Genomic DNA, 26,299 nt, shown 5'->3' with positions numbered 1-26,299 from the left:
GGGGCCGGGGCCGGGCGCGACGACTCAGGCGTCGATGCGCTCCAGGTCCAGCTCCTGGGCGCCCTCCTGGATGAACCGGCGGCGCGGGGCCACCTCGTTGCCCATCAGCAGGTTGAACACCGAGGCGGCCTCCTCGGCCTGCTCCACCCGGATACGGCGCAGGGTCCGGTAGCGCGGGTCCATGGTGGTCTCGGCCAGCTGGTCGGCGTCCATCTCGCCCAGACCCTTGTACCGCTGGACCGGCTCCTTCCAGCCGACCTTGCGCTTCTCCAGGTCGAGCAGGGTGCGCTGGAGCTCGGCGTCGGAGTAGGTGTAGATGTAGCGGTCCTCGGGCTTGGCCCCGCGCTTGCGCCGCACGTTGGTCAGCTCCACCCGGTGCAGCGGCGGGACCGCCGCGTAGACCCGGCCGGCCTCCAGCATCGGACGCATGTACCGGTAGATGAGGGTGAGCAGCAGACATCGGATGTGGGCGCCGTCCACGTCGGCGTCGGCCATGAGGATGACGCGGCCGTAGCGGGCGGCGTCCAGGTCGAAGGTGCGGCCCGAACCGGCCCCGACGACCTGGAGGATCGCGGCGCACTCGGCGTTCTTGAGCATGTCCGCGACCGAGGACTTCTGGACGTTGAGGATCTTACCCCGGATGGGCAGGAGGGCCTGGAACTCCGAGTCCCGGGCCAGCTTGGCGGTGCCCAGCGCCGAGTCCCCCTCGACGATGAACAGCTCGCTGTGCTCCAGCCCCTCGCTGCGGCAGTCCACCAGCTTGGCGGGCAGAGCCGAGCTCTCCAGGGCGTTCTTACGCCGCTGGGTCTCGCGCTGCTGGCGGGCGGCCAGGCGGGCCTTGGCGGCGCCCACCACCTTCTCCATGACGGTGCGGGCCTTGGCCTTCTCCGTCTTCTTGGTGGAGGTGAGGAACTCGCGCAGTTCCTGGCCGACCACCTGGGAGACGATCCGGGACGCCGCGGACGTGCCGAGGATCTCCTTGGTCTGGCCCTCGAACTGGGGCTCGGGGAGGCGGACGGTGACGACCGCGGTGAGCCCCTCCTGGGTGTCGTCCTTGGTGACCGGGTCGTCGCTGTTCTTCAGCAGCTTGGTGGCGCGCAGCTGGTCGTTGATCACCCGGACCAGGGCCCGCTCGAAGCCGTTGATGTGGGTGCCGCCCTTGGGGGTGGCGATCACGTTGACGAAGGAGCGGACGGTGGTGTCGTAGCCGGTCCCCCAGCGCAGGGCGACGTCGACGTCCAGACGTCGTTGGACGTCGGCGGGCACCATGTGGCCCGACTCGTCCAGGACCGGGACGGTCTCGGTGAAGGTACCGCTGCCCTGGATACGCAGGACGTCGCTGATGGGGTCGTCGGGGGCCAGGAAGGTGCAGAACTCGCCGATCCCACCGTCGAAGTGGAAGGTCTCGGTGTAGGGCTCCTCGCCCTCGACGCTCTCGTCCCGGACGGCGATGGTCAGGCCGGGGATGAGGAAGGCGGTCTGGCGGGCCCGGTCGAGCAGGTTCTCCCGGGCGATCTCGGCGTCCTTGAGGAAGATCTGCCGGTCCGGCCAGAAGCGGATGCGGGTGCCGGTGATCTTCTTGGCGATCTTGCGGACCTGGTCCAGCCCGGAGGTGGGGGTGAACTCGGCGTCGGGGCCGGGGCCGGCGAAGCGTCCGGCGATCCCTCTGCGGAAGCTCAACGCGTGCGTGTGCCCCTGCCGGTCGACCTCGACGTCCACCCGGGCCGAGAGCGCGTTGACCACGGAGGCGCCCACGCCGTGCAGACCGCCCGTGGCGGTGTAGGAGCCGGAGCCGAACTTGCCGCCCGCGTGGAGCTTGGTCATGACCAGCTCGACACCGGACAGTCCGGACTTGGGCTCGATGTCCACGGGGATACCGCGGCCGTCGTCGCTCACGGAGACGGAGCCGTCGGGGTGCAGGGTCACGTCGATCCGGCCGCAATAGCCGCCCAGGGCCTCGTCGACGGAGTTGTCGATGATCTCCCACATGCAATGGGTGAGGCCGCGGCTGTCGGTGGACCCGATGTACATGCCCGGCCGTTTGCGCACCGCTTCGAGTCCCTCGAGGACCGACAGGTGTCGGGCGGAGTAATCCTCGGGATCGTGGACGGCTGCGGTCAAGGCGGTCACTCGGACATCTCCTGCGTCTTGAGGGCCATCGGGGCGCTGATGCGGCGTGTGCCCTTTGTACCGCGCCGCACCGACGGTTCGAGGGGGCCAGGCTACGACGGGCCGGGGGGCCGTGCCGTGGCGAGGGCCGTGGCGGGCGGGGTCGTGTCCTCCCGGGAGGCGCTCGCCTCGACGTCCGGGAGACGTCGTCTCCGGAAGCTACTGTGACCGGTCGCACAGACCGACGAATCGGCTCCGTCAGGCCCGCTCCGCGCGAGACTACCACCTCTGATGGCCGCTACCTGGATACGCCCGTTTTCCGGGGATAGTCGAGGCTTACCCCGGGGTACAACCAGGAGTGCATACGGCTTCCGGCCGGAAAGACCCCAAGGGGCACCCTCTAGGCACGGACCGGGCGGATTCCGCTGTCGGCGTACACGGAACCCGGTTGGGAACGTCTGGGTCGGGTTAGATGTTGTCAGAGGTGACTAACGCCGAGTATTGAGGATGGCGAAGTGACTGGAACCCTTGCCCCCACTCAGCCGCTGACGGCTGCCGACCGTTGCGACCGTTGTGGTGCACAGGCCTACGTCCGGGTGCTGCTGAACTCCGGCGGCGAACTCCTGTTCTGCGCGCACCACATGCGCAAGCACGACGACTCAATCCGCAAGATCGCCTCGGACATCCAGGACGAGACGAGCAAGCTCACCGAGAGCAAGAACGACAACGCGGACGAGCGTTAGCCACGACGACCAAGAGACGATGACGGCGGTCCCCGAGGGGGCCGCCGTCGTCGTGCGAAGGATCTCAGTCCGGCAGGACCCGGTTGTGGTAGCGCGAGACCTCCACGAAACCCGAACTCCGGTACAGCCCTAGCGCGGGCCCGTTGGCGGCCACCACGCACAGGTAGGCCCGGCGGGCCCCCTTGTCGTGGGCCCAGGCCAGCAGGTCGGCGAGCACGTCCCTGGCGATCCCCCGGCCTCGGGCCGCCTCGACCGTGCCCATCGAGCAGATCGCCACCGATTCCCCGTCCAGGACCGCGCAGCCGCGCCCGTCCCCGCTCTCGTGGACGCCGTAGGCCGCCGTCACCGCCCCCAGGATCCGCACCACGCCGTCGGTCCACGCGGGATCGGAACCGGCCCCGGCGAACAGCTCGATCCAGCGGTCGGTGGGCCGGTCGTGGATCCGGGTCCGGCCGGGGGCCTTCGGCCGTTCGAGCGGCTCGTGGGCGAGCACCAGGGTGGGCTCCACCCGCTCGTACCCGTGCTCGGCCAGACGGGCGTCCGTCTCCTCCTCGCCGGGCCACACCTGGACGCAGGGACGCAGCCCACGGTCCCGGTAGAACCGGGTCACCTCCGCGACGTCGGCCTCCGGGGACTCCAGCAGGGCGCAGTTGGCCCGTTTGGTGACGCCGTCGGCCAGGCCGAAGCGCCAACCGGCGCGCGTCTCGACGTGGAAGGGCGGCCAGTCCCGGGTCACGCGCGCGGCCCATGGGTGCATGTTCGTCTCCTCACGAGGGGGTGTTCTCCGGCTCTCAGAACCCTGCCGGCATCCACGCCCGGGAGGCACCCCGGGCCCTCCGTACACGACCCAGGTGTACTCAACCTCTGTGGTCGGTACACCTAGCATGGGCTCCGTCCCAGGACACACGACGTTCGGAAGAGAAACACGCATGCTCATCCTGCTCCCGCCCTCCGAGGGCAAGGCCACATCCGGCGACGGACCCCGTCTGGACGTGGACTCGCTCACCCTCCCGGGGCTGGCCCCGGCCCGGGAGCGGGTCGTCGAGGCGCTCACCGAGGTGTGCTCCGGCCCCGAGGACACCGCGCGCGAGATCCTGGGTCTCTCGGTCTCCCAGACCGACGCGATCAAGCGCAACCTCGACCTGGCGGTCGCGCCCACGTTGCGCGCCGCCGACCTGTACACGGGCGTCCTCTACGACCGGTTGGGGCTGCCCGACCTCCTGGCCGAGCGTGGCGAAGCGACCCGGGAACGGATCCTGGTCTTCTCCGGACTGTGGGGCGTGGTGGGGCCGGACGACCACCTGCCGCCCTACCGTCTGTCCATGGGGGTACGACTGCCGTCCCTGGGCGGGTTGGGGGCCTACTGGCGCAAGGCGCTGACCGGCCCCCTGAACGAGCTGGTCGGAGACCGTCTGGTCGTGGACTGCCGCTCCTCCTCCTACGTCGCGGCCTACAGGCCGGCCGGGGAGGTCGCGGAACGGAGCGTGGCCGTGCGCGTCCTTCGGGAGAAGGAGGTCGACGGAGAGCTCCGACGCTCGGTGGTCAGCCACATGGCCAAGGCCACCCGCGGCGACATCGCCCGGGTCCTGGTCCGGGAGGGCGTCGAGGCGCGCACCCCGGAGGAGCTGGTCGCGGCGCTGCGGGACCTGGGGCACACCGTGGAACTCCAGGAGACGGGCGGGCCGGGCAAAGCCCGCACGATGGACGTCGTCGTACGCGACTGAGTCCGCGGCGAGGCCCCTCACGAACAGGGAGATCGTGCCCGTAAAGCGGATCAGGGCGACTTTATGCCACACCTACAGAGCGTCCGGCACCATGATTCGCATCGGATGGAGATCGGACTCCGTGCGGGGGTGAGAAGGTACTCGGCTCTGTAAGGGACACGCGGGGGTCGCCACACGCCCGTGAGCAGCTTCGGGTACACACACGCGCAGGCGCGCCTTCCCGCGGGAGCGGGAGGCGCGCCTGTGTCGGTCCACGGCAGCGGGCCGATCCTGGGCCGACCGATCAGTCCAGGTAGTCGCGGAGCACCTGCGAACGCGAGGGGTGACGGAGCTTCGACATCGTCTTGCTCTCGATCTGCCGGATGCGCTCACGGGTGACCCCGTAGACCTTGCCGATCTCGTCTAAAGTCTTGGGCTGACCGTCGGTGAGCCCGAAGCGCATGGAGACCACGCCGGCCTCGCGCTCGGACAGGGTGTCCAGGACCGAGTGGAGCTGTTCCTGGAGCAGGGTGAAGCTGACCGCCTCGCCCGGCTGGATCGCCTCGGAGTCCTCGATCAGGTCACCGAACTCGCTGTCGCCGTCCTCACCCAGCGGGGTGTGCAGGGAGATCGGCTCACGGCCGTACTTCTGCACCTCGACGACCTTCTCCGGGGTCATGTCGAGTTCCTTGGCCAGCTCCTCCGGGGTGGGCTCGCGGCCCAGGTCCTGGAGCATCTGACGCTGGACGCGGGCCAGCTTGTTGATGACCTCGACCATGTGCACCGGGATACGGATGGTGCGGGCCTGGTCGGCCATGGCGCGGGTGATCGCCTGACGGATCCACCAGGTGGCGTAGGTCGAGAACTTGAAGCCCTTGGTGTAGTCGAACTTCTCCACCGCGCGGATCAGACCCAGGTTCCCCTCCTGGATCAGGTCCAGGAACAGCATGCCGCGGCCGGTGTAACGCTTGGCCAGGGAGACGACCAGACGCAGGTTGGCCTCGAGGAGGTGCTTCTTGGCGCGGCCGCCGTCCTCGGCGATCCACTCCAGCTCGTCCCGCAGCTCGAAGGTGAGGACGTCCGCCTCTTCGGAGAGCTTCTCCTCGGCGAACAGGCCGGCCTCGATGCGCTTGGCGAGCTCGACCTCCTGCTCCGCGTTGAGCAGCGGGACCTTACCGATCTGCTTCAGGTAGTCCTTGACCGGGTCGGCGGTGGCGCCGGCCGCGACCACCTGGGCGGCGGGGGCGTCGTCGTCATCGTCGTACAGGACGAAGGAGTCGTCGTCCTTGCTCGGCTTGACGGGGGCGCCGACCGTCTCGGGCTTGACCGGCTTGACGTTGGTCTCGGTGTCGGGGGTGTCCTCGACCAGCTCCAGCTCGGCGCCGGTGTGCTCGAGGTCGTCCTCCAGACCCTCCTCCGCGAAGTCGCCCGCGTCCGAGGCCAGTTCGAGGTCCTTCTTGGCGGACTTCTTGGTCGCGGTCTTCTTGGTGGCGGTCGCCTTCTTGGCGGCGGGCTTCTTGGCCGCGGCCGCCTTCTTCGGGGCCGCCGCGCGCTTGGCGGTGGTCTTCTTGGCCGCGGGCTTCTCGGCGGGCGCGCCCTCGGAGTCGTCGACGACGGCGGTGACCGTCTCCGGCTGCTCCTGGGCCGCCGCCGCGCGGGTGGTGGTCCGGGTGACCTTGGCCGACCGGGTCGTGGTCGAGCGGGTGGTGGCGGATCGAGAGGTCGTCGTCTTGCGCCGCGTGGTCTTGCGCCGCGAGGAGGCCGACTCGGGGACGAGTACGGTCACGCCCTCCTTGGCCAGGCTGCGGAGCACGGACTGCGCCTGCGACATCGGGATTTCGGCCTCTTCGAAGGCACGGCGCACGTCCTCGGGCTCAAGAAAGCCCTGGGACCGCCCACGCTCGATCAGCTGCTGAATGACGGGCTCTTGCAGTGACTCGGACTGCTTCGAGCGAGTCGAACTGGCAGATGACACAAACACCTCTCGAACGGACGTGTGGCGAGATTTGTCGGACCCGGTGGTCCGTCGTTGGCCGGGACCGGGCACTGCACCCTCTCCCACCTGTGGCCTGGATCGTCCCCACTGGGCGGGGAAGCCGGGGTCACCTCCGCTTCGCGGGGCGCGGCGGCTTCTTCACTGTAGGCAAGGCAATGGACTTGTTCGTACGATCTACCGCTCCGACACGGAATCGATCACCGGAAGCTGAACGGCCAGCAGCGTGACATCATCGTCCTGCTCATACCCCTTCAGCATGCTCTCAACAAGGTACTCCAGCATCTGCTGTGGATCGCCCACCACGTCGGGCCGGGCCTCGGCAGCCTTCCGCACGAGTTCGTCGAGACCGGCGTCGACCGATCGTTTGCGGTTCTCAACCAGTCCATCGGAGTAGAGGGCGACCGTGTTACCGGGTTGTACGAAGAATTTGTGATGGCCCCGGTCGGAGCTGACCCCGAGCGGTGTATCGGGCTCGGTGTCGAGCAGCGAGGGCCCGGCGTTGCCGGCGACCACCAGCGGCGGAAGGTGTCCCGCGTTGCTGAGGTCGAGTTGTCCGGTCACCGGGTCCAACACGAAGTAGACCAGGGTCGTCACCTGATCCATACCCTCCGTGGCCGTGAACATGCGGTCCAGTCCGGTCAGGACGTCCGCGGGTTCGGGCATGGAGAACGCCAAGGCGCGCAACGCGTTGCGGATCCGACTCATTCCCGCGGCGGCCGGGATGCCCTTGCCCATGACGTCGCCGAGGACGCCGGCCACGCGGCCGTCCGGTAGAGGGAAGGCGTCGTACCAGTCGCCGCCCACCTGAACGTGCTGGGAACCCGACCGGTAGTAGGCGGCCAGTCGCACCCCGCGCACCTCGGGCAGCGCCTCCGGCAACAGGCTGCGCTGGAGCTCCTCGGCGGTGCCGTGCTCGCGCTCGTAGACGATGGCCCGGCCGATGGCCAGGGCGCACTGCCCGGCGAGCGCTTCGAGGAAGACGCGTTCCTCGTCGGCGACCTCGCGCTGGGCGTCGAAGGAGAAGCGCAGGGCGCCGATGGGCCGGCCCGCCGTCATCATCGGCAACGCCACCCAGGCGCGTTCCCGGGTGCGTTCGATGAGCGCCTCGACCTCGGGAGCCCCGTCGAAGAGCGCGCGCAGCTCGGCCGGTCCCGCGACCAGGCAGGGCGTGCGATCGGCGACCGCCTTGGCCGCGATGTCGGGATAGTCCAGATCGAACCCGCGCTCGGGCGGCCCCTGCCGACCGTCCGCGGAGAGCATGCGCAGCCGCAGCCGATCGCGATCGAAGAGGACCAGCGAGGTGTGGTCGGCGCCCACGCCCGAGCGGCCGATCTCCGCCATGGCCTGGACGACCTCGTCGGCGGTGAGCGCCTCGGCCAGGTCGGAGGTGGCCTTCTGGAGCCGGGCGGTGCGCATGGCCGCCTCGCTGAGCTGCTGGTTGAGGCGCTGCCGCAGTTCGTCGGCCTCACGCTCGGTGGTGACGTCGATCAGCGTGCCGACCCATTCGACGGTCTCGGTCCCGTCCATGATCGGATGCGCCCGCGCCCGGTAGTGGTGGTGTCCGCCCACGCGCGTGCGCACGCGGAAGAGTGCGTCGAAGGGGGTGACGTCCAGGACGGCGTCCTCCCAGGCGCGCTCCACCCGGGGCCGGTCCTCGGGGTGGAGGGCGTCCAGCCAACCGTGGCCGAGGTAGGAGTCCAGGTCCTGGCCGGTGAGCGTGCGCCACTGGGGGCAGTCCTCGCGGATCTCTCCACCGGGACCCGCCGACCAGACGATCTGGTTGCCCGCCTGGAGGAGGGCGCGCAGGCGCTGTTCGCCGCGGCGGGCGCCGTCGTCGTCGACGTCGCGGGCCGCGATCAGGGCGATGTGCTCTCCCCCGTCGGTCGGGTCCTCGACGGGGAACCAGGTCAGATCCCAGACCCGACCGTCGGAGGTGCGGTGCCGTCCGCGGACGGCGCGCCCGCCCTCACGCGCACCGGTCAGACAGGCGACCTGGGCCGAGGCTCCGGCGGTGTCGCCGGCCTCCTCCAGGACCTGGCCGGGGGTGCGCCCCAGGCAGCGTTCGGGGGTGCTGCCGAAGACCGCGGCCATGCGCGGGTTGATCGAGCCGAAGGCGTCGTCGGGACCGAGCAGGGCGAACCCGATCGGAGCGTCGGTGAGAAGGGTTCTCACCGCGTCTGGCAATTCCGCCACGCTGATCCGAGGTGGGGGAATGGACGTCTCGGCGCTCAACTGCTCGACACCTCCGGAGCCGTCGGAAATCCCCAGCCGGGTTTCGTTGGGGGTCGTTCTCGGACCACGTGGTCCCTGCGCATCGTGCGCGCCACCCGTTCCCGGTGGCGCCGCCGCTCGGGGTGCGCGGCGCCGATTCCGATCGGGGGGCTCCGCGGCTCCCGAGGGTCATGTCCCCATGACTCCTCTCGGCCGCTGTCACGGCTCAAGCATAAGACACACCCGGCCGGGCGCAACGGCCATGGTGGCGGGGGTCCGGGTTGCCCGCGGAAGGTAAATAATAGGCCACGAGCCGACCGTGCCTCCTCGGATCCGGGGTTTCACCGGCGTGTTCTCCGGCCATTCCCACCGACGGACGGATATCGACGATCGGCGGCGAACACCGCAGAACAGGGCCGTTGTGTGCCCGAAACACCCTTTTCGTCGAGATGACACGCGATAACGACGTGACCTGAGTAAACATCGTCCCCCTCAGGTTTTATCCTCAGCACGCCGGTCGAGGGGTTGACAGTGCGTTCAGAACAAGTGAAATGGGTGGAGGTCACCTTCCCGACCATCTTCAGCCAGGAGTGTGAGCGAGAATGCTCCAGACCTTCCCGGTCCAGGATCTCAGGCGGATCTCGGCCAGGCTTCACGACGAGTTCAGCGGGCTGTCCCACCGCTGTGTCGAGCGCTGTGTCAGCGACGCCTGGAACTGCGCCGAACACCTGGGCATCGAGGTCACACCGCCCCTGGTCGAAAGGGTGGCCCGCGAGCACCTGGAGGCGATGGTGAACTCCGTACCGCCCTCGCAGGTCACGAGGAAGGCCCCACGCCGCTCCGGCACCACCCTGTTCACCGGTCACCGCACCGTCCCCGAGCCGCGCTGACCCGCGACCGGAGACTCTCCGAGACCGTACGCGGGCTCACTCCCCGCGCCGACTGGCATACGCTCGGGACGTGCCCTCCGCGACGCCCCCGCCCACAGGACCCGACGTTCCCGCCGCAGCCTTCGAGGAGATGCTGCGCGCGGCCCGAGCGCTGCTCGCCATGCGACACCCGCTCGACGCCGAGCTGTCCTTCAGCGAACTCCTGGGTTCCTGGTGGGGCGCCCGGCTGCCCGGAGTGGACGTGGAGCGACTCCTCGGCGAGGGCCTGATCACCCACGCCACCGCCTCCGGAAAACCCGCCGGCCTGGGGATCCTCGCCGCGATCACCGCCCTGGGCACCTCGTCCTCCCAACGCGATCTGGCGGAACAGGGCATGATCGCCCTGCGTGAGCGAGGCCTTCAGGCCCCCGCCTGGGCGGACCAGCTCGGCGCGGTCACCCCGGTCGCCGCCTACGTCCACGGCGATCTCTTCGGAGACACCGACGACGTGGTGTGCGTGTTCAGCAGGGACGCGCCCGACCACAGCGGGGCGCTGCCGCCCGAACACGCGTTGATCCTGGTGCTGGACCACAACAGCGGCGGCCTGCTGCGCGACGCCTGGGTGACCACCAAGGTCGACCTCCTCCTGGACCAGTGCCGTGAACGGGCGCGAGCCGACGACTTCGTCCGCTTCGAGCAGTGGGAGCTGAGCGAGGCCCGTTCCGTGCTGGTCCGCGCCTTGGACCGGACCGAGAGGGTGGCCACCGGGGTCGAGTCCGACCCCTCGACCGGTCCGATCGTGGAACCGGTGGGGATCTCCTCGGCCGATCTGACCGGCGGCTCGCTGGCCGCGCACTTCGCGTTGGCCTCGGCTCGCGTCAAGCGTCTGCCGTCCCCGCCCGAGGGGGTGCCCGACACGGTCCCGGTGTGGAGACGCGACCGTCGTGCCGTGCTGGCCGCCCGCTTCCTCGCGTCGGAGCAGGCGGCCGAGTTGTCGGACTCCTACGCGGCGAGCCGGTGCGTCGACCACATCATCGCGCACGGATGCGACGTGGACTCCGGACGTCCGCTCAGAGTCAGCCCGCGCAAGGTCGAGTCGTTCCTTCTCCACTGGCTGCCCGGACGGGTGGTCCTGCTGCCCGAGGAGCAGGAGGCGATGCCGCACGTGCTGGCGGCCTGGGTGCGCTGGGCCGGGGAGCGGAGCCGGCTGCCCGAACCGGCCGTGGGCGCCACGTTGGACGCCGTGTGGGAGGCGACCTCGGCCTTCTCCCGTGTCTATCGGGACCCGGCCCGCCCCTTGGGCCTGCGCCACGAGGCGGTACGCCGTCTTCTGCCCGACGGTGACTTCGCCTCTCTCGCCCGTCGGATGTTCGCCTTCCCGCTGCTGGCCAGCGAGCTCATGACCGGGGACCCCGAGGAGTTCGACCCGGCCACCTCCCGCGGCCGCCGGGCCCTGCTGAGGCTGGACCACTACGGCGAGTACGAGGCGGCCACCCCGCACAGCGGTCGACACCACTCCACCGGCCAGGACCACTGGTACCGGCCGGTGAGCGGGACCGATCCCGAACGCGAGCGGGAGCTGGACCGCCACGAGCGGCTGGCCGAGCGGCTCTGGGACGGCCGCCCCGCCAACCTGTGGGCCGCCGCACGACGCCTGTTGGACCGAGGGGTGGACCGCCCCACGGTGCTGTCGTCGCTGAGCGAGGTGCTGTTCGAGTCCACCGGCGAGAGCGACCTGCGCCGCCGACTCGACGCCCTGTGACCCTCGCGGCTCAGTCGAGCATGCGGTCGGCGAACTCCTCCAGGGTGGCCTGTGAGAGGCCCAGCCCCTCGGCCACGTAGGCGTCGAAGGAGCCGTACACCGTGTCGACGGTGGTGAAGGCCTTCTCCAGGTAGTCGGCCCGCACCCGGGTCATCGGCGCGATGTCCTCCCAGGGCAGGCCGCTGTCCGCCGAGATCGTGCGCATCCAGTGGTCGGTGGCGGCCTGGCGGTCGTTGCTGACGAGGTAGTCGGCGACGATGGTCTCGCGCTCGACCCCCAGGAGGGTGAGCAGCAGCGCGGCGCCCCATCCGGTGCGGTCCTTGCCGGCGCTGCAATGGAAGACCAGCGCTGTCGGCCCCTTGGCGGCGCGTTCGACCAGCTCCCGGTAGCCCTGGAGTGCCTCGCCCTCGGTGACCAGGTCGCGGTAGACCGCGAACATGAACCGTTCCGCGGCGCCGTCGCCGAACACGGCGCGGGCCCGTTCGGGGTCGGACAGGAGGTCGACGAAGTTGGCGCCGGCCGCCTCGGCGTTCTGGACCCCGATCGCCGCGTACTCGGCGCCGTCGGGGATCACGTCGGGGAGACGGTCCCGCTCGTGGGAGGTGCGCAGGTCGATCAGCTGGCGGATGCCGAACCCGTTGTAGGTGGTCAGGTCCGGTTCGGAAAGGGTGTGGAGCGCGTCGGAACGGTAGAGGAGACCCTCGCGCACGGTACGGCCTTCTCGCGTACGGTGGCCGCCGAGGTCACGGAAGTTGGGGGCGCTGGAGAGGAGGAAACCGTCATTCGTCACGATGGCGACACTACCCACCGACCCGGCGCCCCGTCATCACCCGCCCCGACGCGCTCGAAGGTTCAGGCCGCGTTCTCCCGCATGGCCTCGATCTCCGAACCGGCCTCCTTGACGTCCTTGGCGGTGTCCACACCGCGCCAGAACCCGTCGATGCGGTAGGCGGTCAGCCGCCCGGCCTCGGCCAGTTCGGGGAAGGTCGAGGACTCGTGGTCGCCCTTGACCGGCAGGAGCGGGGTGATGCCCGCCTCGAAGAGGTAGACGCCCGCGTTGATCCAGACCGGGAGCAGGGGGCTCTGGGTGAACCCCTCGATCCGGTCCTGGTCGTCGACGTCGACGATGCCCCAGGTCGTGCGGAAGCGGGCGAGGGCGAGGGTGGCCAGACCACCCCCGTTCCGGTGGCGGGCGGTGAGCTCGTCCAGCGGGAACCAGGTGAGGACATCGCCGTTGAGGGCGAAGTAGGGGGCGTCGGTGTCGCGCAGTCCCTCGGCGGCGTATCGTAGGGCGCCGCCGCGGCCGAGCGGTTCGTCCTCCACCCTCAGGGTGATCTCGGGCCCCTCGGTGCGCTCTTGGAGGTGCTCGCGCAGGACCTCGGCCTTGTAACCGCAGGAGACGACGACGTGCTCGACCCCGTGCGAGGCCAACCACTCCAGTTGGTAGTCGATGATCGGCCGTCCGGCCACCTCCACCATCGCCTTGGGGCGGGTGTCGGTGTAGGGCCGCAACCGGGTGGCCTGTCCGCCGGCGAGGATCAGTGCCTGCGTGACGGGGGACCCGGTGGATGAGGATGAGGCGGTCATGTACCGGACAGTAGCATCGTCGGGTCGGGATTCCCGGCCTCTACTGGGTGGCGTCGGAATAGGCCTTGCGCACGTCCTCGCTGGTGATCACCGTCAGCTCGGCGGCGGTGGCCGACTCCCCCACCTCCTGGGAGACCCTGAGGTCGCGGTGGGAACAGGAGCGCTCGTACAGGGAGCGGGCGAAACGTCCGTTGCCCAGCTCGTCGATCCAGCCCGCCTCGCACACGTGCGTGAAGATGCTGGACAGGTCCTCGTGCGCGGTGTCGTCGAAGGTGTCGCCGTTGCGGGCGGCCACCGTGTCGGCGATCTCGGACAGCTCCCAGGGCGTGTAGGAGGGGAAACGCACGCGTACGTTGAACCGTGAGGACAGCCCCGCGTTGGAGGCCAGGAACCGGTCCATCTCGGCGGTGTAGCCCGCCAACACCACGACGAGCCGGTCCCGATCGTCCTCGGCCCGCTTGAGCAGGGTCTGGATGGCCTCGGCCCCGAAGGCGTCGCCACCACTGTAGCCGGGGTTGACCAGGGAGTAGGCCTCGTCGACGAACAGTACGCCGCCCAGGGCCCGGTCGATGAGCCTGTTGGTCTTGACCGCCGTGGCCCCCAGGTGCTCCCCCACCAGGTCGGCGCGCTGGGCCTCGACCACCTCGGCGCGCCCGAGCATGCCCAGGGCCGCGAAGACCCGGCCGAGCACACGGGCCACCGTGGTCTTGCCGGTGCCGGGAGGGCCGGTGAAGACCAGGTGGCGCAGGGGAGGCTGGTGCGGCAGCCCCTGTTCCTCGCGCAGACGGGCCACCCGCAACTGCGCGACCAGGGAACGCACCTGTTCCTTGACCGGCTCCAGCCCGATCATGCCGTCGAGTTCGGCCATCGCCTCCTCCAGCCCCGGCGACTCGCCGAAGCCGGGCAGGCGCGAGGTGAGCTCGGTGTAGGCGGTCTCGACGTCGACCGCGCGCACGGTGACGAGGTCGTCCGCGCTCGGACGGCGGACCGGTTCGTCGCCCTCGGCCCCGGAGGTGACCACGCGTACGTCCCGGGCCTGGCAGCTCTTCTCCACCATGGAGCGGGCGAAACGTCCGTTGCCCAGCTCGTCCACGGCCTGGCGTTGAACGGCCTGGTCGAACCTGAGCCGCAGGGTACGGGCGGCGTCGGCGTCGAGCAGGTCGCCTCTGTGGGAGACGAGTCGCTCGAAGATCCGGAACAGTTCGTCGGCCGAGTAGCCGGGGAAGTTGATGCGGGTGGCGAACCGGGAGGCGAGACCGGGGTTGGAGGCCAGGAAGGAGTCCATCTCCTTCTCGTAGCCGGCCAGGACGATGACGAGGCCGTCGCGATCGTCCTCGGCCCGCTTGAGCAGGGTCTGGACGGCCTCGTTGCCGAACCGGTCGGCCTGCCCGTCGCCCTCGTTGACCAGGGAGTAGGCCTCGTCGATGAACAGGACCCCGCCGAGCGCGCGGTCGATGAGCTCGTTGGTCTTGATGGCGGTGGCACCCAGGTACTCGCCGACCAGGTCGGCGCGCTGGGCCTCGACGACCCGGGAGGTGGGCAACAGCCCGAAGGAGTGGAAGATGGTGGCGAGGGTGCGGGCGACACTGGTCTTGCCGGTACCCGGCGGCCCGGAGAAGACCAGGTGACGCAGGGGGCGTTCGACGGAGAGGCCGGCGTCGGCGCGCAGTCGGGCGGCCTCGATGGAGGCGGCCAGCCCCCGTACCTGCTGTTTGACCGGGTCGAGGCCGATCATGTCCTCCAGCTCGGCCAGGGCCTGGTCGACGGGGATCGGTTCGGCCTCTTCCTCGTCCCGTTCGGGGGCCCCTCTTCGGGGCGCGTCGGAGCCCCGACCGCGCAGAGGCGGCGCCTGGGCGGTGTCCTTGCGGACGCCCCCCACCGGAGCCGCCGTCCCGTCGCGGCTCACGGCCCCGCTCTCACGTCGTTTACGGTCGTTCTCCCTGCTCTCCTTGACCACCTGTCCCGAGGCGAGCAGACGCCACAGCAGGCAGGCCCCCGCCGCGACGTAGAGCGCGGCGATCCCGGCCTCGGCGGGGAAGGGTTCGACGAGCATGCCGAACAGGGCCACCGAGAAGCCGGCCACCAGCCCCGCGGTCAGACAGAGCAGCCCGGTGTGCCAGACCGGGAATTCCCGGACCCGGGAGGCGGCGAGGGTCACCAGCAGAGGCAGCGGCAGGACCAGAAGGACCACCGGCCGTCCGGGCAGCGGGATCTGGAACAGGGGGACCGCGAGGATCAACCAGACGGCGGAGACCACGACGGTGAGGAACGCGTCGAGGGAGCGCATCAGGGCACCGAAGGCGATGAGCAGCAGCAGCGCGCCGAACAGGATCGACATCACCGGCAGGCCCAGGATGAGGGAGACGACGCCCACCACCGTGAGCAGGACCAGGGCGGCGACGAGGCGACGCCCCAGGGGGACACGGTGGTAGACCGCCCGTAGACGGTCCAGCCCCGAGGTGGGTGCCGAACGCGCCGCGGCGGTGGAGCTCGTCTCGCGCGTCATCCATGCCCCTTCCTGCGTGGGGGTCGCGTGACCGGCCCGGGGGCGGGCCGGAGGGTATCGGGCAAGGAACAGCCTTGCCCCAACCGGGGCAGGATGTCCAGTGCGGGGCGGCGTGTCGTCGGCCGCCCTCGGGGTCAGAAGAGCGGGGCCGGGGTGGCGGGGACCGAACGGGTGACGCGCAGGTGACGCCAGCGGGGCAGGGCGTCCAGGTAGGACCAGCTCATCCTGTGGTGGGGGGTGGGCCCGGCTTCGGCGAGGGTCGCCCGATGGACGGGCGAGGGGTAGCCCGCGGCCTTCTCGAAACCGTAGCCGGGGTGGTCCTCGGCGAGCTCGGCCATATGGGCGTCACGGTGGACCTTGGCCAGGATCGCGGCGGCGGCCACACTGACGCAGGTCAGGTCGCCCTTGACCTGGGTCCTCACCCTCCAGGGGGCTCCGATGAAGTCGTGCCGGCCGTCCAGGACGACGGCGTCGGGGCGGGGGTCGAGGGCCTCCAGGGCGCGGCGGGCGGCGCGGTGCAGGGCCTCGGTCATGCCGACCTCGTCGATCTCGGCGGGTGAGGACCAGCCGAAGGCGTGGGCGGCGACCCAGGGTTCGATCTGGACGGCCAGTTCCCTGCGGCGCTTGGGGGTGAGGCGCTTGGAGTCGGTGAGACCGGCGGGAGGCTCGCCCTCTCCGGGGATCGCGGCGCAGACCAGCAGTGGTCCGGCCCAGGCCCCGCGCCCCACCTCGTCCATCCCCGCCACCACCCGCGCGCCCGCGGCGCGCAGTTCGTTCTCCACCTCGAAGGTGGGGGCGGGCGGGGGGCTGTTCTTCTGGGAAGTCGTCGACACGGCTCCCACCCTAGGGCGGCCCGAACACCTTCCGTGTCGCTTTCCCGGCCCGGCGGGGGCGAACGAGGCGTTTCCCCGGGGTTTTGCGCGACCCACCGACCATGACACTCGGTCATGACTCATCACTTTAGGTAGTTTGCGCTTGTCATCATCGCCATGCCGGGTCCCCCGGGAGGAATGGACATGCAGCAGAGCAGGCCCCGGCCCACGACCGGGCCCAGGCCGCGCCCCCGCAGACGCCCCTTCGCCCGGATCTCGCGCGGCCGCCTGTACGACGTCGTCTCCGCCGGGGCCAGGGTGGGCGTGGGATGGGTGTTCGCCGAGTACGGCCTCGCCCTTCGCGGCCGGGAGGACGTGGTCGCCGAGCGCCTGATCGACGCCGGCCTCTCTCCGATCGCCTTCGTCTCTCCTCTCGTCCCTCCTCTCCTCGTGGCGCTCTCGATCTCCTTCGCAGTGGGGCTGCTCACATGGCTGACCGGCCCTCTGCTCGCCCTGGCCGCCCTCGTCGGCACCTTCACCGCCGGGACCGAACCGCTCTCCCTGTTCGGCTCCTGGGGGGCGACCATGCTGGTCACAGCGGTATGCGCCCTCTTGGCGGTGGGCGGCGGACGGTGGTCCTGGGACCATCTGATCCTCGGCACCGGGGCCACCGGGGTCCGACGCCGCGGACGTCGCTCGACCTCGACCGTCGGGAGGGGCTCCCCCGCCATTTCTCCCCGTCGCCCCGAACACGCGCCACCGCTGCTCTATCCTGTGGACCAGGCCGCGCTACGACGGCCGTCTCGCCTGTGACGCGGCCCACCTCGCGCCTCGTGCCGTTCCGCCGGCCGCGTCACCACGACTCGGATTCGGTGGGGGGAACGCCATGTCCGCCTCAGCTCCCGGCACACACCCTGACGGGTCCGTGGCCAAGCTGATCGAGATCTCGGAGAAGCCCACTCCGGGCCGGCGCCTGATCGACTGGGCCTCGCGCCCTCCGGGGCGGCTCTACATTCCCGCCTGCGCGCTGGTCGGACTGGTCCTGCTCTTCGAGGACAGCGTGCCCGCCGGGCACCTTCCCTCGTTCGTCATCGGTCTCGGCGGCGGTCTGCTGCTGGCCGGGATGGGCGCCCTCCGGCTCGGGATCGCCCTCGCCGTCGCCCGTCCGATGATCCGCCGTTACTGGCTGCGCTGGATCAGCGCCCCGCTGATCGCCACGGTGGCCCTGGGCCTGGCCGTGGCCGACGTCCCGCTGCGGACCCGGATCGACCTGTCCTCCGAGAGCCTCATCGAGCTGCGCGAGGAGACCGGCGCCGCGACCACCATCCCCCTCAACGGGGAGTGGACGGGCCTCTATCCCCTGACCAGCGTCTCCGATGACGGGGAGACCGTCCACTACACGGTCGAGGGCGCCGGGCTGTTCCAGCCCTCGGGGCTGGCCTACAGCACCGAGGAGATCCCCACCGGGGTCTTCGTCCCCGGCCAGGGGTCGCGGGTCTACGAGCACGTGTCCGGAGACTGGTACGTCTGGGTCGACCACTGACCCCGCGCGCCGACTCTTACCCGGTTCTTTGCTCAATACTGCCCGGATCCAACCGGACTCTCACCCTCGACCGATAGGGATGGTGGAGCCCCCAGGGAGACCCCCGACGAGGTTCTCCCCCAGGTAGGTCCACTCACCCGAGGAGATTGTCCATGCGCGAGTTCGCCCTCACCCTCCACGTTCGTATCCACGACTCCATCACGGCCCTGCGTCGGGCCCACGCCATAGGAGACGACGATCTGGCCACCGCCCAGGCGGGCGAGGTGGAGGACCTGGTGGAGATCGCGGCCCGCCACGGCATCGATATCGCCGGCTACGCCGCCCTCTCCCCCACCGGCTGAGGACCCGCGCGAGGGCACGAGGGACGACGAGGGCCCCGTGCCCGCCGACACCGGAGATCCGGACGGCGGGCGCGGGGCCCTTCTCCTCGCGGGGGTACGGTCAGCGGCGACGACGCCCCTGGTCCCCGTAGCCCTCTCCCCGCTCGAACTGCTGACGCATCGCGGTGTCCTGCTGCTGCTGGTACTCCTCGGACATCTGCTGCTGGCGCGCGGCCGCCGCGGCCACCGCGCCCTGCGCCGAACCGAGGGCGTCCTGGGCCCCCTGCGCGGACAGCGACGCGCGCGAGCCGCTCGCGCCGTTCATGACCTGCGGCAGCAACTGGGCGGTCAGCAGGGTGGACAGCGCCGAACCGTCTCCGGTACCCCCCTCGGTCTGGACCACGACCGGGCGCGGGGCCCGCTCGGCCAGCACCGCGCCCACGTCCAGGCGACGGCGGGCCAGCTCGTACTCCAGGACCGCCCGGTTGTCCCGGTAGGCGGTGGCCAGACGCTGCTGCGCCTTGGCCTCGTTCTCGGCGGCCACCAGGTCGGCCCGGCCGCGCGTCTCGATCTCGTACCGCACCCGCTGGGCCTCGGTCTCCTGCTCCTCCAGCATCTGGGCGACGTCCTTGCGCGCCTTGTTGAGGGAGGCGTTGACCTCGACGATCTTGGCGTCACGGGTCTTCTTGGAGCGCTCGATGTCCATGAGCAGGGTGTCGATACGACGCTTGCGGGTGAGCTCCCACTCCTGCTCGTAGGCGACCAGCTCCTTGGCGACCCGTTCCCGGGTGGCCAGGTGCTGCTGGTACTGGTTGGGCAGCTGCACGTCGGGGATGTTGCAGCCGGTGATGACCACGCCGTACTTGCGCAGCTGCTCGTTGAGCAGGCGGCGCATGTCCTCGACGTTGGATCCGCGCAGGTCGTAGGCGGACTCGGTGTTCACCTGACGGCTGCGCTGACGGATGGCGTCCTGCACCGCGCTGGACAGCACCAGGTCGAAGTTGCTCGCGCCGATGGTGGTCACGAACGCGTACGGCTCGTCGATGCGGAACTTCAGGAAGAACTCGATCGACTTCAGCGGCACGTTCTCCCGCGTGGGGCAGGCCAGGACCGGCGCCGTGTAGGGGATCTCCGTACGGGTGTCGACCACGAAGTCGACGCGGGCCCACGGGTGCCACAGGTAGTGGCGGCCCGGGCCGATGCTCCTGGCGTAGGCGCCGTACTTGGTGAGGATGCCGGTGGTGCCCTCCTCGATCTCGACGATCGATCCGCGCCACCACCACAGGACGGCGGCCAGCACGCTGAGGACACCGACGATCAGGGTGGGCACGGCCAACAGGGACGAGGCCCCCAGCCCCTCGCCGATCACGACGCGGATGGACATGACCAGCGCGGAGAGCAGCGCGAACAGGCCGAACCAGACCAGGATCATCCAGCGCAGGCCCCGGTTGTCGCGCGGGATGACGACGGGGACGATGGCCCCCTGGTCTCCACCCCGTAGAAGGCCGGCGAGGTCGCCCCACGAGGCGAGGGACTCCTTGATGTTGGAGCCGCTACCGGGGTTGAAGGACTCGCTCATCTACTGACCTCCCGGGTTCTGGCCGCCCTGCGCCCACGGGGGCAACGGCGGGTCCTGCGGGTTCTGCGGCGTGGTGTCGGGGGACGGGAGGGCGGAGGCGTCGGCCTCGGCGTCCTCCTGAGCGGCCTCGGACAGACGCTCGTCGATGGCGTCGTCGCTCACCGACTGGCGGATCTCCTCGACCAGGTCCTGGCCCGGGTCCTCCGCGGCCGGGCCGCGGACGTCCTCGGAGTCGCCCTCGACGATCTCCTCGATCTCCTGCTGACGCCGGGCGATCCGGTCCTGGATCTCGCCGAGGCGACCGCGGATCGCGGCCATGTCCTCGTCGGAGAACAGGGCGGTGTCGGCCTGGCCGATGATCTCCTGGGCGATGCGCAGGTAGTCGACGCTGGCCGCGTCTCCGGAGCCGATGCGCAGCACCTGGGGCAGGCTGTCGGCGACCGCCTCCAGCTTGTCCAGGAGGTTCTCCCGGAAGCGGTAGTTGAGGATCTCCGGGGCCTCGGCCGCGCTGACGGCGCGGATGTCCAGGGCCTGGGCCTGGAGGAGCGCCGAGTTGGCGTTGGCCTCGGACTCGGCCTCCACGAAGCGCTGCCGTGCCAGGGCACGGGCCCGGTTGGTCTCGCGCTCCAGGGCGGTGTCCATCTGCGCCTGGTACTGGGCGATGTCGGCCTGGATCGCCGACAGGGTCTCGTTGAGGGTGGCGAGCTCCTTGTTCAGGTCACCCTCGTTCTGTTCCTTGCGCAGTTGCAGCTCGTACTCGAACGTGTAGGCGTCCTTGGCCACCCGCACCATCTCCGGGGCGGCCAGGTCCATCCGGTACTCCTGGCTGGAGGGCTCGGCGTGGGTGATGTTCGCGCTGGTGAGGACGACGATCCCGCTGAACTGCCGGTTGAGGGCCTCCAGGAGACCGTGGGTGGACTCGCCGACCATGTCGTAGATCGCCGAGGCCTCCTGCTCGTAGATGAGGCTCCGGGTCGTCTCGGAGATCGCGTTGTTGAGCTTCTCCTGGAAACCGGGCACGCCGCCCAGGGTGTAGACGAAGTCCGTGGCGTTCTCGATCTTGAACTGCACGAACAGGTCGACGGAGGCCTGCACGCCGCTCTTGGTGGGGGCGGAGCGGATGGGGGCGTTGAAGGGGTACTCGCGCGTGGTGTTGACGATGTAGGAGACGCGCTTCCACGGGTTGAGCAGAGTGACCCGACCCGGCTGGAAGAGGTTCTCCATCTTGCCGAAGCGGGTGACGATCGCCTGGCAGCCCTCGGGGACCATCACCATGCCCTGGCGCCACCACATGAAGGCGGTGACGGCGAGGGTGACGAGCCAGTAGTGGAGGCCGAAGAAGGGGTGGAGCAGCGGGTTGCTCCCCAGGGTGACCGTCTCCGGAACCACGACGGCGACCGTGCCCACCAGGCCCAGGGCGATGAGGACGATGGCGGGGAGCATCGTGACGAAGGTGCGTCCCCGGGGGATCACCATCGGGCAGATGACGTGCACGGGGCCGCCGGAGCCGCGCTCGTAGTAGCTGCGGTTGAGCGCCTCGCCCGCGTTGTTCAGCGAGGTGGTCTTCTGTTCGATGCGGGTGTCGACGGAGGTGCCCTGCTCCCGCGCGGCGATGAAGTCGCGCGGGTCGAGTCCGCCCTCCGAGCCCTGTCCGGACCCTTGGGAGCCCGATCCGGACATCTGGCCCGCGGCCTGTTGGACCGCGTCGGTGACGGCCTGACGCGGATCGGCCCCTTGGGCCATCGCACCGGCCGCACCGCGCACTGTCTGCGCGAACGACATAGGCAAGCACTCCATTCTGGAACAGCGGGAACTGACGACTTCGACGCGGCGTACACCGCTCGGGTTCCAGGTGAGAGCGGATTTCGTACGCGAACAGGCGATAGTGGCCAGAACATAAGAGTGCCATGCGGACAAACCGAAACACAGATCCGTGGCTGGAGCGTGATGCGACCTCTCCCCGACCTCTACATGCGAGCCGCCCGAGGACCCGTCGAGGAGGGGGCTACCGTCGAAAGGGACGGAACACATCCATGGGGAGGATCCCGATGACCGCTCTACCCAGTGCCGCCCTGACCAGCGCCGGTCTGATCGGCGGCTACTCGGTGGCCCGCGCCACCGGCAACAGGCCGCTGGGCGGCGCCGTCCTGGCCGCGTGCGGCGCCGCCGCCTTCGAGACCTGGCGTCGCCGCTCGGGTCTGGGCACCGCCGTCGCGTTGACCGGTCTCTACGTGGGGGCCTTCGGCCTCTCCCACCCCCTGGCCAAGAAGGTCGGCGCCTGGCCCTCGGTGCTCGGGGTGACCGCGGCGACCGCCGCCGTCGCCACCGTCGTCGGAGACCGGAAGGGCGACTGACCGTCCCCTCGGAACGTCCACGGGACACGGAGACGACGAAGAGGGGGAGACGCCGCGCGTCTCCCCCTCGATCACTCGGTCCCTAGAGGTCTCGTATCGCCTCTAGAGGCCTCGGATCAGCTGCAACCGCTGGTGGCGCCGCAGCCCTCGCAGGCGTAGCAGCTACCGGAGGGACGCATCTTGGTCCCGCAGGTGATGCACAGCGGGGCGTCCGCCACGAAACCCTCGGAGGCCGGGGCCCGCTTCTCCTCCGCCTCGGCCGGGGCGGTCGGGGCCGACTCGGTCGTGGCCGCGCCGGTGGAGGCCGACTGGGAGTAGGACTCCACCTGGGCGGCGATCTGGGCCGGGTCCTCGCCGTTGAGCTGCGCCTCGCGCTCGGAGGCCGACAGCACGCCCAGGGCCGCGCGCTCCTCGTAGGGCAGGTGGTCCAGCGCCAGACGACGGAAGATGTAGTCCACCACCGACTGCGCCATGCGGATGTCCGGGTCGTCGGTCATACCGGCCGGGTCGAAGCGCATGTTGGTGAACTTCTCCACGTAGGTCTCCAGCGGGACCCCGTACTGGAGGGCGATGGAGATCGCGATGGAGAAGGCGTCCATGACACCGGCCAGGGTCGAGCCCTGCTTGCCGAGCTTCATGAAGACCTCCCCCAGACCGTCGTCCGGGTAGGAGCCGGCGGTGATGTAACCCTCGGCACCGCCCACGGAGAACGAGGTGGTCTCGCTCGGCCGCTTCTTGGGCAGACGACGGCGGACCGGACGGGGCACCTCGACGACCTCGGGGGCCGCCTCGGTCCTCTCCTCGGCCTTGTCCTCGGTCTTGGCCGTGGACAGGGGCTGTCCGACCTTGCAGTTGTCGCGGTAGACGGCCAGGGCCTTGAGCCCCAGACGCCAGCCCTCGAAGTAGATGTGCTCGAAGTCGGCGACCGTCGCCTCCTCCGGCACGTTCACCGTCTTGGAGATCGCGCCGGACAGGAACGGCTGCACGGCGGACATCATGCGCACGTGACCCATGGGCTGGATGTAGCGGCGGCCCATCGCGCAGTCGAACACCTCGTAGTGCTCGGGGCGCAGGGACGGGGCGTCCACCACGTGGCCGTTCTCGGCGACGTACTCGACGATCGCCTCGATCTGCTCGTCCTGGTAGCCCAGGTTCTTGAGCGCCCGCGGGATCGCCTGGTTGACGATCTGCATGGAGCCGCCGCCGACCAGCTTCTTGTACTTGACCAGCGAGAAGTCCGGCTCGATACCGGTGGTGTCGCAGTCCATCATGAAGCCGATGGTGCCGGTGGGCGCCAGCAGGCTGGCCTGGGCGTTGCGCCAACCGTTGCGCTCGCCGACCTTGAGGCACTCCGCCCACTCGCCGGTGGCGGCGGCGTGGATGGGCTCCTCCAGGGTGCCGATGGTGCGCAGGTCGTCGTTGGCGGCGGCGTGCTTGCGCATGACCCGCTTGTGCGCCTGCTCGTTGCGCTTGTAGCCGTCGTAGGGGCCCACGACCCCGGCCATCTCGGCGCTACGGCGGTAGGCGGCGCCGGTCATCAGCGAGGTGATGGCGGCGGCGACCGCGCGGCCGCCCTCGGAGTCGTAGGCGTGACCGGTGGCCATGAGCAGGGCGCCCAGGTTGGCGTAGCCGATGCCCAGCTGACGGTAGGCGCGGGTGGTCTCGCCGATCTTCTCGGTCGGGAAGTCGGCGAAGGTGATGGAGATGTCCATCGCCGTGATGATCAGCTCGGTGAGCCGGGTGAACCGCTCGACGTCGAAGGTGTCGTCCTCGCGCAGGAACTTGAGCAGGTTGATCGAGGCGAGGTTGCAGGAGGAGTCGTCCAGGGACAGGTACTCCGAGCAGGGGTTGGACGCGGAGATGCGACCGGTCTCGGGGTTGGTGTGCCAGTCCTGGATGGTGCCGTCGTACTGGATGCCCGGGTCGGCGCACTCCCAGGCGGCCTTGGCCATGCGGTGGAAGAGGCCCTTGGCGTCGACGGTCGCGATGACCTCGCCGGTGGTACGGGAGGTGAGACCGAAGTCGGACTCGGTCTCGACCGCGCGCATGAAGGCGTCGGAGACCCGGACCGAGTTGTTGGCGTTCTGGTACTGGACGCTGAACATGTCGGCGCCGCCCAGGTCCACGTCGAAGCCGGCGTCGCGCAGGGCACGGATCTTGTGCTCCTCGCGGGACTTGGTCTCGACGAACTCCTCGATGTCGGGGTGGTCGACGTCCAGCACGACCATCTTGGCCGCGCGGCGGGTGGCGCCACCGGACTTGATGGTCCCGGCGGAGGCGTCGGCGCCGCGCATGAAGGAGACCGGACCGGAAGCGGTGCCGCCCGAGGTGAGCAGTTCCTTGCTGGAGCGGATGCGGGACAGGTTCACACCCGCGCCGGAACCGCCCTTGAAGATGATCCCCTCCTCCTTGTACCAGTCCAGGATCGACTCCATGGTGTCGTCGACGGACAGGATGAAGCAGGCGCTGACCTGCTGGGCGGAGGTGGTGCCGACGTTGAACCAGACCGGCGAGTTGAAGCTGAAGAGCTGGTGGGCGAGCGCGTACTTGAGCTCGTGGTCGAAGACCTCGGCGTCCTCGTCGGAGGCGAAGTAGCCGTTCTTACGACCGGTGTCGGTGTAGACCCCGACGACGCGGTCGATGAGCTGCTTGAGGCTCCACTCGCGCTCGGGGGTGCCGAGCGCGCCACGGAAGTACTTGCTGGCCACGATCTGGGTCGCGTTCACCGACCAGGTCGTGGGGAACTCCACGCCGCGCTGCTCGAAGTTGACGCTGCCGTCGCGCCAGTTCGTCATGACGACGTCCCGACGCTCCCACTCCAGCGTGTCGTAGGGGTGGGTACCGGCGGTCGTGAAGACCCGCTTGATCTTCAGGCCCTTGCGCGACCCCTTGCCCTTGCGTCCCGTAGGGCCGCTGGTGGTTTCCGTCATGACGGAGTCTCCCCGAAATACTGATCGTGCGCGGAAACGCTGATGCCCGCGCGGATGTCCCTGGTGGCGGGGTGGGTCGACCACGGCGGCGTGCTCCCTCGCCGTGAGGTCGACCACCCGGGATGATGGCTCCGGACGTCGCGATGGACGTCCGGACTGCTAGCCCGAAGTTGTGGTGTCGATCGCGGGTCGGGGCGATCCGTTCCCCTCGGACGGTTCCTCCCGCTTCGAGGGGTCCTCCCCTCGGTCACGGCGCAGACCGGCGATCTCGGCCTCGAAGTCGGCCAGGCTCTCGAAGCCCCGATAGACGCTGGCGAAGTGCAGGTAGGCGACCTCGTCCAGGTCGCGCATCGGGCCGAGGATGGCCAGCCCGATCTCGTGGGCGGGGACCTCGGCCACGCCTCTGGACCGGATCTCCTCCTCGACCTTTTGCCCCAGTTTGGCGAGGGCGTCCTCGGAGACCGGGCGCCCCTGACAGGCGCGGCGGACGCCGGCGATGACCTTGGTGCGGCTGAAGGGCTCGGTGACCCCGGAGCGCTTGGCGACCATGAGCAGGACGGTCTCCTGCGTGGTGAAGCGGCGTTCGCAGACCGGGCAGGTGCGGCGGCGTCTGATGGCCGCGCCGTCGTCGGTGGACCTGCTGTCGATCACCCGGGTGTCCGGATGGCGGCAGAACGGACAGTGCATCCCGGTTCACCTGCTTCCCTCGACCCGAACAACGACCCGTAGATCTACTTAACCACAACTTCTAGGCGCAAGCCCCATCGGCAACACCAGATGTTGTGGTCGAACCTAGCCCTCCGCAGCGCGGGTCGCAACCTTGACGACGGCGTGTTCCCGGGCTCGCGTCGAGGACCCTCGCGGGGCGCTCGGAGAGGGGGGTGGAGACGGGGGCGGGGCGGTGCCGGACACCGGCGTCAAGACTACGGGAACGGAGGGCGCGCGCCCTCCGTCCGGCGATCCGCCGGAGCGGCGTCCGCCCCTTACGAGGCGGGCCTTTCCGGCCCGTTCGGACCCTCGACCGACTTCCACGAGACGAACCCCATACCGCCCTCGGACCGACCCCCGGAAAGCCGTTTTCGACATTGGCCGAACACCCTCGGACGAAGACGCGCGAACGCCCGATCGAGGGGACCCGAAAACGTCCATCGAAAAGGCCCGGTCATATCTCCACGACCCTCGAACGCTTGTTTGATATCACCGTGTGCAACGACTAATCTTGACCTTGTTTTCACGCCGGCTTCACCACCCCGCGGACCAGCCGGTCGGCAGGGC

General features: G+C 69.9%; 20 protein-coding genes. 8 read left to right on the top strand and 12 right to left on the bottom strand.

What is annotated here, in order from left to right:
• Positions 1–24: 24 nt before the first annotated feature.
• Positions 25–2,130 carry a DNA gyrase/topoisomerase IV subunit B gene (locus tag D451_RS0106465; protein ID WP_017533833.1) on the bottom strand — a complete coding sequence of 702 codons (2,106 nt, stop codon included), beginning with the start codon at positions 2,128–2,130 and terminating at the stop codon, positions 25–27.
• 494 nt (positions 2,131–2,624) lie between these two features.
• On the opposite strand from D451_RS0106465, the gene D451_RS0106460 reads away from it, so the two are divergent.
• A complete protein-coding gene (locus D451_RS0106460) occupies positions 2,625–2,852 on the top strand; it encodes a DUF7455 domain-containing protein (protein WP_026124873.1) in 228 nt (75 codons plus the stop codon).
• Between the two features lie 64 nt (positions 2,853–2,916).
• Here D451_RS0106460 and D451_RS0106455 read toward each other — a convergent pair whose 3' ends face one another.
• Positions 2,917–3,609 carry a GNAT family N-acetyltransferase gene (locus tag D451_RS0106455; RefSeq protein ID WP_026124872.1) on the bottom strand — a complete coding sequence of 231 codons (693 nt, stop codon included), beginning with the start codon at positions 3,607–3,609 and terminating at the stop codon, positions 2,917–2,919.
• A 172-nt stretch (positions 3,610–3,781) separates the two neighbouring features.
• On the opposite strand from D451_RS0106455, the gene yaaA reads away from it, so the two are divergent.
• Complete coding sequence (yaaA, locus tag D451_RS0106450; RefSeq protein WP_017533831.1) at positions 3,782–4,576, top strand: peroxide stress protein YaaA; 795 nt, start codon at positions 3,782–3,784, stop codon at positions 4,574–4,576.
• 283 nt (positions 4,577–4,859) lie between these two features.
• On the opposite strand, the gene D451_RS0106445 is transcribed toward yaaA, so the two are convergent.
• On the bottom strand, positions 4,860–6,530 hold the full coding sequence (locus tag D451_RS0106445) for an RNA polymerase sigma factor (RefSeq protein ID WP_199806169.1): 1,671 nt from the start codon (positions 6,528–6,530) through the stop codon (positions 4,860–4,862).
• Positions 6,531–6,725: 195 nt separating this feature from the next.
• Positions 6,726–8,783 (bottom strand): SpoIIE family protein phosphatase, encoded by a 2,058-nt coding sequence (locus D451_RS0106440; RefSeq protein WP_026124870.1) that lies wholly within the window; start codon positions 8,781–8,783, stop codon positions 6,726–6,728.
• Between the two features lie 581 nt (positions 8,784–9,364).
• On the opposite strand from D451_RS0106440, the gene D451_RS0106435 reads away from it, so the two are divergent.
• Both D451_RS0106435 and D451_RS0106430 read left to right on the top strand, forming a co-directional pair.
• Positions 9,365–9,652, top strand: coding sequence for a hypothetical protein (locus D451_RS0106435; RefSeq protein WP_017533828.1), 288 nt, complete (start codon positions 9,365–9,367; stop codon positions 9,650–9,652).
• Positions 9,653–9,782: 130 nt separating this feature from the next.
• Positions 9,783–11,393, top strand: a complete 1,611-nt coding sequence (locus D451_RS0106430) for a hypothetical protein (RefSeq protein ID WP_014909002.1) — start codon at positions 9,783–9,785, stop codon at positions 11,391–11,393.
• Positions 11,394–11,403: 10 nt separating this feature from the next.
• Here the strand turns inward: D451_RS0106430 and D451_RS0106425 are convergent, their stop codons facing one another.
• From D451_RS0106425 to D451_RS0106410, 4 genes are all read right to left on the bottom strand, one after another.
• A complete protein-coding gene (locus D451_RS0106425; protein ID WP_017533827.1) occupies positions 11,404–12,201 on the bottom strand; it encodes a tyrosine-protein phosphatase in 798 nt (265 codons plus the stop codon).
• A 44-nt stretch (positions 12,202–12,245) separates the two neighbouring features.
• The gene (locus D451_RS0106420) at positions 12,246–12,980 is read right to left on the bottom strand and encodes a nucleotidyltransferase family protein (protein ID WP_014911841.1); all 735 of its coding nucleotides are present in this window, start codon (positions 12,978–12,980) and stop codon (positions 12,246–12,248) included.
• 40 nt (positions 12,981–13,020) lie between these two features.
• On the bottom strand, positions 13,021–15,486 hold the full coding sequence (locus D451_RS0106415; protein WP_026124869.1) for an AAA family ATPase: 2,466 nt from the start codon (positions 15,484–15,486) through the stop codon (positions 13,021–13,023).
• A gap of 134 nt (positions 15,487–15,620) precedes the next feature.
• Entirely contained in the window at positions 15,621–16,319 is a 699-nt protein-coding gene (locus tag D451_RS0106410; protein ID WP_017533826.1) for a ribonuclease HII, read from the bottom strand.
• A 183-nt stretch (positions 16,320–16,502) separates the two neighbouring features.
• Here D451_RS0106410 and D451_RS0106405 point away from each other — a divergent pair, with 183 nt between their 5' ends.
• The 3 genes from D451_RS0106405 (at position 16,503) to D451_RS0106395 (ending at position 18,182) form a co-directional block, all read left to right on the top strand.
• The gene (locus D451_RS0106405; RefSeq protein WP_014911398.1) at positions 16,503–17,111 is read left to right on the top strand and encodes a DoxX family protein; all 609 of its coding nucleotides are present in this window, start codon (positions 16,503–16,505) and stop codon (positions 17,109–17,111) included.
• 73 nt (positions 17,112–17,184) lie between these two features.
• On the top strand, positions 17,185–17,841 hold the full coding sequence (locus tag D451_RS0106400) for a hypothetical protein (RefSeq protein ID WP_026124868.1): 657 nt from the start codon (positions 17,185–17,187) through the stop codon (positions 17,839–17,841).
• Positions 17,842–17,993: 152 nt separating this feature from the next.
• Positions 17,994–18,182 carry a hypothetical protein gene (locus D451_RS0106395; RefSeq protein WP_014911775.1) on the top strand — a complete coding sequence of 63 codons (189 nt, stop codon included), beginning with the start codon at positions 17,994–17,996 and terminating at the stop codon, positions 18,180–18,182.
• 100 nt (positions 18,183–18,282) lie between these two features.
• Here the strand turns inward: D451_RS0106395 and D451_RS0106390 are convergent, their stop codons facing one another.
• Positions 18,283–19,740 (bottom strand): SPFH domain-containing protein, encoded by a 1,458-nt coding sequence (locus D451_RS0106390; RefSeq protein ID WP_017533824.1) that lies wholly within the window; start codon positions 19,738–19,740, stop codon positions 18,283–18,285.
• Entirely contained in the window at positions 19,741–21,522 is a 1,782-nt protein-coding gene (locus D451_RS0106385) for an SPFH domain-containing protein (protein WP_014912156.1), read from the bottom strand. It abuts the gene before it with no gap.
• 266 nt (positions 21,523–21,788) lie between these two features.
• Here D451_RS0106385 and D451_RS0106380 point away from each other — a divergent pair, with 266 nt between their 5' ends.
• Positions 21,789–22,094 (top strand): hypothetical protein, encoded by a 306-nt coding sequence (locus D451_RS0106380; protein WP_014913239.1) that lies wholly within the window; start codon positions 21,789–21,791, stop codon positions 22,092–22,094.
• Between the two features lie 116 nt (positions 22,095–22,210).
• Here D451_RS0106380 and D451_RS0106375 read toward each other — a convergent pair whose 3' ends face one another.
• Together D451_RS0106375 and nrdR are read right to left on the bottom strand one after the other, a co-directional pair.
• Positions 22,211–25,024, bottom strand: a complete 2,814-nt coding sequence (locus D451_RS0106375) for a vitamin B12-dependent ribonucleotide reductase (protein WP_017533823.1) — start codon at positions 25,022–25,024, stop codon at positions 22,211–22,213.
• Positions 25,025–25,183: 159 nt separating this feature from the next.
• The gene (gene nrdR / locus D451_RS0106365; RefSeq protein WP_017533822.1) at positions 25,184–25,711 is read right to left on the bottom strand and encodes a transcriptional regulator NrdR; all 528 of its coding nucleotides are present in this window, start codon (positions 25,709–25,711) and stop codon (positions 25,184–25,186) included.
• Positions 25,712–26,299 lie beyond the last annotated feature (588 nt).

The sequence above is a fragment of the Nocardiopsis alba DSM 43377 genome (genome assembly GCF_000341225.1).
Taxonomy (GTDB): Bacteria; Actinomycetota; Actinomycetes; order Streptosporangiales; family Streptosporangiaceae; genus Nocardiopsis; species Nocardiopsis alba.
Note: the sequence above shows the minus strand (reverse complement) of the source record. Positions and strands in the feature narration are given on the sequence as shown.